General features: G+C 68.7%; 6 protein-coding genes and 1 tRNA gene. 1 reads left to right on the top strand and 6 read right to left on the bottom strand.

What is annotated here, in order from left to right; translation table 11 throughout:
- Positions 1–112 precede the first annotated feature (112 nt).
- Positions 113–988 carry an RNA polymerase sigma factor SigF gene (locus ACFV9T_RS02850; RefSeq protein ID WP_385436293.1) on the bottom strand — a complete coding sequence of 292 codons (876 nt, stop codon included), beginning with the start codon at positions 986–988 and terminating at the stop codon, positions 113–115.
- Positions 989–1,609: 621 nt separating this feature from the next.
- Between ACFV9T_RS02850 and ACFV9T_RS02845 the strand changes: the two genes are divergently transcribed.
- A tRNA-Thr gene (locus ACFV9T_RS02845) sits at positions 1,610–1,686 on the top strand.
- A 45-nt stretch (positions 1,687–1,731) separates the two neighbouring features.
- Here the strand turns inward: ACFV9T_RS02845 and ACFV9T_RS02840 are convergent.
- The 5 genes from ACFV9T_RS02840 to ACFV9T_RS02820 all read right to left on the bottom strand — a co-directional run bounded on the left by ACFV9T_RS02840 (position 1,732) and on the right by ACFV9T_RS02820 (position 6,622).
- A complete protein-coding gene (locus tag ACFV9T_RS02840) occupies positions 1,732–3,117 on the bottom strand; it encodes a tyrosine-type recombinase/integrase (RefSeq protein WP_385436292.1) in 1,386 nt (461 codons plus the stop codon).
- A 61-nt stretch (positions 3,118–3,178) separates the two neighbouring features.
- Positions 3,179–3,376: a helix-turn-helix domain-containing protein gene (locus tag ACFV9T_RS02835; protein WP_385436291.1), complete on the bottom strand. Its 198-nt coding sequence runs from the start codon at positions 3,374–3,376 to the stop codon at positions 3,179–3,181.
- Between the two features lie 238 nt (positions 3,377–3,614).
- A complete protein-coding gene (locus ACFV9T_RS02830) occupies positions 3,615–4,997 on the bottom strand; it encodes a phage/plasmid primase, P4 family (RefSeq protein ID WP_385436290.1) in 1,383 nt (460 codons plus the stop codon).
- Between the two features lie 358 nt (positions 4,998–5,355).
- Positions 5,356–6,261, bottom strand: coding sequence for a bifunctional DNA primase/polymerase (locus ACFV9T_RS02825; RefSeq protein ID WP_385436289.1), 906 nt, complete (start codon positions 6,259–6,261; stop codon positions 5,356–5,358).
- 85 nt (positions 6,262–6,346) lie between these two features.
- Positions 6,347–6,622, bottom strand: coding sequence for a hypothetical protein (locus ACFV9T_RS02820; RefSeq protein ID WP_385436288.1), 276 nt, complete (start codon positions 6,620–6,622; stop codon positions 6,347–6,349).
- Positions 6,623–6,871 lie beyond the last annotated feature (249 nt).

Genomic DNA, 6,871 nt, shown 5'->3' with positions numbered 1-6,871 from the left:
GCGGGGGGCGGGGGGGGCGGTTGTTATCGGTGGTACAAAACAAAAAAATGTGGGGGGCCCGCCGGTTTCCCGGGCCGGGCCCCACTCATATGCCCCTAGAGCGACCAGCGCCCTAGTCGGCCAACATCCCACGCCGCAGCCGCGTCAGCGCCTTCGTGAGCAGCCGCGACACATGCATCTGCGAGACACCCAGCTCCGCGCCGATCTCGGACTGGGTCATCTCCTCGCCGAACCGCATCTGAAGGATGCGCCGGTCCCGTTCACCGAGCTGCTCCACCAGCGGCTTGAGAGCGTGCAGGTTCTCCACGACCTCCATGGCCGGGTCGACCTCACCGATCCGGTCCGCGTACGTGGTGACGCGGGTCGTACCGGTCTCGGGATCGGCGGGCGCGTCCAGCGACGAGGTGCTGTAGCCATTGCTGGCCACCAGCCCGTCGAGGACCTCCTCCTCGCTCAGCTCCAGATGCTCGGCCAACTCGGTCGTCGTCGGCGACCGGTCGAACCGCTGGAACAGCTCCTCGTTCGCCTTGGCCAGATCGATCCGCAACTCCTGCAGCCGACGCGGCACATGCACCGCCCAGCTGGTGTCACGGAAGAACCGCTTGATCTCACCGACGATGTACGGAACGGCGAAGGTCGTGAACTCCACCTCGCGGCTCAGGTCGAACCGGTCGATCGCCTTGATCAGCCCGATCGTCCCGACCTGAACGACGTCTTCCATCTCCACCGAGCGATTCCGGAACCGCCGGGCGGCGTACCGCACCAGCGAGAGATTCAGCTCGATCAGGGTGTTGCGCACGTACTGATAGTCGTGCGTCCCCTCTTCCAACTCGGTCAGACGGTCAAGGAAGACCTTGGTCAGCGCTCGAGCGTCCTGTGGCGTCACCTTGGTCGGGTCCGCTACGGCCGGCACGCCCACCACCGCGCACGTCCGCTCAGCCTCCCCCGCCGTCAGCTCCGACGAATCCACGGTTGCCGTGCCGTTCACTTCGCCCTCCCTGCCCTTCGGCTTGTTTCAGCTGAACGAGGACCCGCCTACCCATCATTCACACCCCCATGCCCATTTTCCTGGAGCGATGAAGACGCGCCGCGGACGACCCGCACACTTCAGCCCCCAACTGACGTAGACAGTCGCCCCGTTGGGACTCCCCCGCAAAGACCACCACCCCGCGGCGAACCACCGGCCTTCCCCAACTCGTCTACGACGGTGATCAGCTAAGGAAGGTGAGAGCCAGATGGGCCCCCTGTTCAGCGTGTTGATGGTCGTCGCGACCTTCATAACGATCGCCACATTCTTCACTAAAGCGGCCAAATCCGAATCAAGGGACACCCCCCTGAACGGCAACCGCCGCAGGCGCGGCTCCGGCAGCTGGTGGACCGGCGGAGGCGGCGGCTCCTCCTGCGGCGGCGGCTCCTCCTGCGGCGGAAGCTCATCCTGCGGCGGAGGGGGCGGCGGAGGCGGCGGTGGCTGCGGCGGAGGCGGTGGCGGAGGAGGCGGTGGCGGAGGAGGCGGCTGAACCGAACTCCGTCGCCCCGGAACCTCGTACGGAGCACCCCCCGAGACTGTGTAGACTTGGCGAAGCTGCTGCTGCCGATCAGGCACCAGCATGCCGCCTTAGCTCAGTCGGCCAGAGCGACGCACTCGTAATGCGTAGGTCAAGGGTTCGATTCCCTTAGGCGGCTCCACTGGAAACCCCAGCTCAGACCCTGTCTGAGCTGGGGTTTTGTGGTTCAGCGGATACGTCGGCGACGCTTCGCACGGGCCGCACGACTGTCCGTGGTCTCAGTTGTGGTCTCAGTCGCGGGTTTCTGCTGCGGCATGAAGGCGTCCCCCATGCGGCGCATGGCGTCCTTCGAGAGGGTGGACCGGCCCTTCACATACCGCCGGGTCTGGCTGATCTGGGTGTGCCGCAGGATCTCCATGATCGTGGGCATGTCCACGCCCAGCTCATTCAAGATCGTGCCTGCGGTGTGGCGGCTGCCGTCGTACAGGCGACGGTCGCTGATACCCGCCTCCTCCAGCAGCTCCTTGAATTCTTCCCAGTCGGCCCGAGGATCGAGCGGTCGGCCGTCCGGCCGCGTGAACACCGCGTCGTGCTCCTCCCACTCCTCGCCCGTGACGGCCCGTACCTCCTGCTGCTGGGCCTTGTGCTCGCGCAAGTAGGGGATGAACGGCGGCGGGATGGGCACGGGGTTCTGGCTCTTCTTGGTCTTGGGCCGGGTGAAGACCAGCCCACCGCCCTTCCGTTCGGGGCAGGCACTCGCGTGCGCGTCGCAGGTCTTCGTACACGGCTCGGGGCAACCGCGCTTGTAGATCTTGTGCGTCCTGCAGTCCGGCGGGCACGGCTCGAAGCGGTGCAGCCGGGCGCCGCAGGCGTGCGGGGCCTTGCAACCGTGGCGCCACTTGAGCCGCTGGAGCTGCCACCGGGGGTGGAACAGCTCGTTCTCCAGGTCGACGTACGCCCACCGGAGCCCCAGCGTCTCCCCCTGCCGGAACCCCATCCCGACACCGACCGCCCACCGCATGAAGTTGGGCCGCTTGGCCGCAGCCTCCAGAAAGGCCTTGGCCTCCTCGGTCGTGAACGGGTTCGCCTCGGTCTCATCGACGCTCGGCGGGTCCACGAGCGTGGCGACGTTCTCCACGATGATCCGGCGTCGGTGCGCGATCTTCAGTGCGCGCGACAGGATGCGGTGCACCTTGAGCACGTGCGACGGCGCATGTCCCTCTTCGAGCATGTCCGCGTACATCCGCTCCAGGTGCTCCGGCCCGAGCTTGTCCAGCCGGTGCTGGCCGAGCCCCGGAATGATGTCGTTGCGGGTCTTCGACCAGTAGTCGTCCAGGGAGCGCGGCTTGAGCTTGAGGCTCGCGATCGTGGTGAGGTACGTCGTCATCCACTCGGCCACGGTCGGCTTCCGCCCGGCGATGGGCGCGCGCCCCTCGTCCCGCAGCTTCTCCAGCGCCTTGACCTTCCGGCGTACCGCTGCCTCGGTCCTGGCGCGACGGTGACGGCGATCCGGGCTGCCGTCGTTCTTGACGCCCATGGTGACGCGGCCGTGCCACCAGCCGTCATTTCCCAGGTAGATGGTCGATTCCATGTTCAGCTTGCGGGGGCTCACGTGGTCCTCCAAAACAAGGAGGTGGGCCGGATTCACCGGCCCACCTCGGGTTGAACAGTGTTCAGTTGGCGGTGGCGAGACCCGCCACGAAGGTTTCGAGGTCGGCCACGCGAATCCGTCGTGACCCACCGCGCATGACGTACTTGAGCGTTCCGTCTGCCATCAGCTCGTAGATCGTCGAACGCCCGATGCGGAGTGCTTCCGCAGCTTCCTCGGGCGTGTAGAGAAGGGGCATGACGGGCGCGATAACGGTGCTCATGCGTAGATCTCCCAGGGTGAGAGAAGGGTCGTACGGGATGTGGTTGGCGTCACAATGCTGTGGGTCGCGGCCCATCGCGGCCCAAGGCTGTGACCTGCTGCTTTACCTCGCCCCTGTGCGGCCCATCGCGGCCCACCCAGTTGGAGGGCGGGCCGCGACGGGCCGTGGTGAGGCTCGGGTAAATACGCAGCTCAGACGTGGTGGGCCGCGATGGACCGCGACCTAGCGGATTGTGGATTCAACCGCCGAGGCCGATGCCGTTGTAGGTGGCGATCCGCTCGCCGGAGGGAGCGCGGGGCCGTGTGCGGTTGAGCTGGGGGATGACGGAGAGCAGGTTGCGGCCGAATACCTGCTTCGTGCCGGGGCGGACGTTGTTGTCCTCGGCCCACTCCCGCCAGACGGCCCACAGGTCATCCACGGGAACGCTGCACGTCGGTCCGGTGGTGCAGCGTTCGCGTACGAAGGCGCTGGTGGGTGAGGCGGTGTCCTGCATGGTGGTGACTGCCTCGCGGCTGGACGCTGGCTCAGTGATCCGGCCCGTGGACTCCAGCCGGGCGAGTCCGTCAAGGGCCCAGTTGAGGATGCCGGGCATCTCGGCGGCGAGCTTGCGCCCGAGGGTGGGGTCTTCCTTGCCCAGCCACGACACTGTCGTGTTGAGCAGGATGAAGCGGCGGGCGATGACTCCGGAGGAGTCGCCGAAGTGTGGCAGCTCGTTGGACAGGACCATCAGACGGGTAGGCAGCTTGCCCGTCCACGGCTCGCGGTACTTGCGGTCGATGTCGATGGTGTCCTCACCGGAGATGGTCAGCAGCCGCTCCACCACCTGGCTGTTCTCGTTGCCGGACAGCCGGGCGTCGGAGATGACGGCCAACGGCTTGCCGATCAGCGTGGACAGACCGAAGTTCGTGCCGAGTCCGGCGAGGGTGGGCCCGGCCAGGTTCTCCTTGCCCACCAGCTCTTTCAGCACCCGGGCGATGGTGCCCTTGCCCGAACGCGACGGCCCGACCATCAGCAGGATCTTCTGTTGCTCGGTGCGGCCGGACAGGACGTAGCCGAACCACTCCTGCACTGCCCGAATGGCCTCGGGGTCCTCGGGCCAGACCTGCCGCAGGAAGCGTTCCCAGGTGGGCGCGCTCGCGTTCGGGTCGTAGGCGAAGGGGACGGAGACGAGGTTGAAGAAGTCGGGGCTGTGCGGCAGCAGCTCGCGGTCCCGGACGCGCAGCAGCCCGTTCCGGCACGCCACGATGGGGCTTCCGTCCTCGTCGGCCGCCTCGCCGTCCAGCCAGGCGGGGGCGTCCATGTCCGTGGGCAGGAGAGTGATGGCGCCCAATGCGTCCAGCAGGTTGCCGATCTTCGGTTTGGTGGGTGCCCAGTCGCGGATCTCGGGCTGCCCGTCCTTGTCGGTGCCTGCCTGGTAGGTGACGTGCTCCAGCCGCTCGTACATGGACTTCTTCACCTGCTGCTCGTCCAGCTCACGCCAGCAGGTGCCGGTCCAGCGCATCCACGAGCCGCGCCAGCGTCGGCACAGCAGGTGCCCCTCCCCGGACTGCCAGTCCGGGAGGAGACGGCGCGCGACGGCCATCGGGTTGGTGGGAGCGGGCAGTTCTTCGGCGGCGGTCATGCGGCGGTCCTCCCTTCCCGGGGAGCGCGGAGCGGGCAGGCGGTCTTGTGGGCTTCGTGGTCGGCGACCAGGGCGAGCACCCGGCGGCGGCCGACCGCCCTGCGGTCGCGGCCGCACGCGCACTTCGATGTGGCGGTGGGCACGACCTGCCAGCTGGGCGGGGCGGTGATGTGGAGCCACGCGACGGGGTACCGGCCGTCGCCCCGCTGCTCGTCAGAGCAAACAGCAGAAGGGACGCCCTGACGGGCGACATCTTTCGGCGCGCTACGGCCGTCCGGAGCCGGGGCCAGTTCGGCGGGGTGCGGCTGGTCGGGGGAGAGGGTGGGGCTTTTACCTGCGGGGCGGGGCCTGGGGGCGGTCATGCCGTTTCCCGGGGCCAGGCGGTGCGGATGGAGTAGTCGAGGGCCTTGCGGATGGTGGTGCGGCACTCGGCCGGTGACAGTCCCGCCGACTCGCCCCCGCAGGTAAAAGCCGCTTCTACGGTGGCGCGGTCGAGGTCGCCCCAGGCCACGAACCGGCCCACCGCCCGTACGGCCCGCAGGAGTTCGGCCTGACGGCCGCCCTCGGGCGTGGTGGCCACCGCCGCTACCTCGCGTCGTAGTACCGCTGTGGCGTACCGGTCGGTGTCGCGGGTGGGCAGGGGCAGGATCGCGGCCCTGACGGGCCTCGGAGGGGCCGTCAGGGCCTTTTGGAGCCATTCGGGCAGGTTTGTAACGGGCGCGTCGGCCAGGACCGTGTATGGGCCTTGTGGCGTCATGCTGCCGGGAGCGACGACCTGCCCGCCCCACGCTCGGGTGTCGACCTTGCCGGTGAGGGTGCCGGTGGTGTTGGTGAACCGGATACCGGGCGGGGTGGTGAAGTACAGGTGCTCTCCGCCGCTGGGGGTCCGGATGCGGCGGGTGGAGGGGACGGTCTGCCCGGCGCGCTCGCAGAGCGCCAGGAAGTTGGCCGCGCCGTCAGGCGTGCCCTCTTTGTCTGTGGGCTTGAGGGTGTCGAGGTCGACGACGAGCAGCCCGGCGGGGCCGGTGGCGATGCCGACGTTGAACGGGCCGGTGGCCCAGCATCGTTCGATGCGGGCGGGGTCGGTGGTGGCGCGCTGCTCGAACGTGCGGTGTCCGCCCGTGCAGTCGCCGGTACCAGGGCAGCGGCGTTCCCCGTGCAGGGCGGGGACCTTGCTGCGCGGGTGCAGTGGGATGACGGGCCAGCCGCGTTCGGCGGCGTCCAGGGCTGCGGACAGCAGCGCGGATCGTGCTTCATGGGGCATGCTGGAGACCTCCAACAGGTCTGTTGAGGGACCGGAGAACCGGGGCGGCCGTGACTTTGGCGAGAGACGGCCGCCCCAGCCGTTTCTAGAACGGGGCGTCGGCCCACGGGTCGACGTCGGGGCGCCGCCGACGCAGCCACCGGGGCAGGCCCGGGAGCGGCAGCAGGGTCCAGCGGCGGGCCTCGTCCCAGCAGTCGCACGGGGCCCAGTCGGTACCCGCGTATTCACCGGTCTCGTAGTCGCCGTAGTCGTGTGCGGTGCCGCCGTCCCCGTCGCAGCCGGGGCAGTCGGGGCGGGGCGTGTCGGTGAGGATGAGCGCGCGGCGGGGCCAGGTGGTGCGCTGGATGCGGAGCCGGATCATGCGGCGTTCCTCGTTTCGTCGTGGAGTGCTGGCGGGTCGGGGTGTATACGGAATCTGCTTCGGAAGCGGGTCAGGGAGGCGGAGGCACCCCCTGCCGGGTGGAGTGTGGAGGGGGTTTCGGGGTGCTGACCTGCGGTGCCTCCCTGACTCCCTGAACGATCATTCGCGCAGGTCAGAGCCAGGGAGGCGGGTCAGGGAGGTGTTCAGGGACTTCTCCCTGCATCCCTGGCCCGCGCGGGTTCGGCTCCC

The organism is Streptomyces sp. NPDC059850, from assembly GCF_042731515.1.
Taxonomy (GTDB): Bacteria; Actinomycetota; Actinomycetes; order Streptomycetales; family Streptomycetaceae; genus Streptomyces.
Note: the sequence above shows the minus strand (reverse complement) of the source record. Positions and strands in the feature narration are given on the sequence as shown.

Bases quoted from the DNA above. Each gene is read 5' to 3' on its own strand.
- ACFV9T_RS02825 (WP_385436289.1), bottom strand. From the start codon at position 6,261: ATGCCCCATGAAGCACGATCCGCGCTGCTGTCCGCAGCCCTGGACGCC.
- ACFV9T_RS02835 (WP_385436291.1), bottom strand. From the start codon at position 3,376: ATGAGCACCGTTATCGCGCCCGTCATGCCCCTTCTCTACACGCCCGAG.
- ACFV9T_RS02820 (WP_385436288.1), bottom strand. From the start codon at position 6,622: ATGATCCGGCTCCGCATCCAGCGCACCACCTGGCCCCGCCGCGCGCTC.
- ACFV9T_RS02830 (WP_385436290.1), bottom strand. From the start codon at position 4,997: ATGACCGCCGCCGAAGAACTGCCCGCTCCCACCAACCCGATGGCCGTC.